The sequence below is a fragment of the Christiangramia qingdaonensis genome (assembly GCF_048381525.1).
Classification (GTDB): domain Bacteria; phylum Bacteroidota; class Bacteroidia; order Flavobacteriales; family Flavobacteriaceae; genus Christiangramia.
The window spans coordinates 204,508-204,850 of the sequence record NZ_JBLWIM010000012.1; the positions used below are offsets into that span (position 1 = coordinate 204,508).

Consider the following 343-nt stretch of genomic DNA (forward strand, 5'->3'; position numbering starts at 1 on the left):
CAGGTATGGGCGGCGGCTTTCGAGAGGCTAATGGAAGTATTAAAATATACCTGGATTATACAGTATCCAAAAGTTTCAATATTGGTAATAGGGTTCAGGATTTTAAATTTCCGGTATCATATGCCGCTAATAAGAAGTATTATATACCGCGGTATCCAAATAAGAACGATGAGTTCTTTGTGAATTATGGGGTTATTGATTGGAAACCTGAATTAATTGCTACAAGAACTAAGGCTATTAATTTTAATATTTTGAAACCAGAAGTAGATTACCAAATGTTCATTGAAGGATTTACCAGCGATGGCAAGTTAATATCAGAAACATTTGAATTTCAAAAGCCATA

1 pseudogene is annotated in these 343 nt (G+C 33.8%); it reads left to right on the forward strand.

Features of this window, described 5'->3' with window-relative positions:
- A pseudogene (locus ACNI3T_RS05785) lies at positions 1 to 343 on the forward strand (hypothetical protein); the annotation flags it as partial.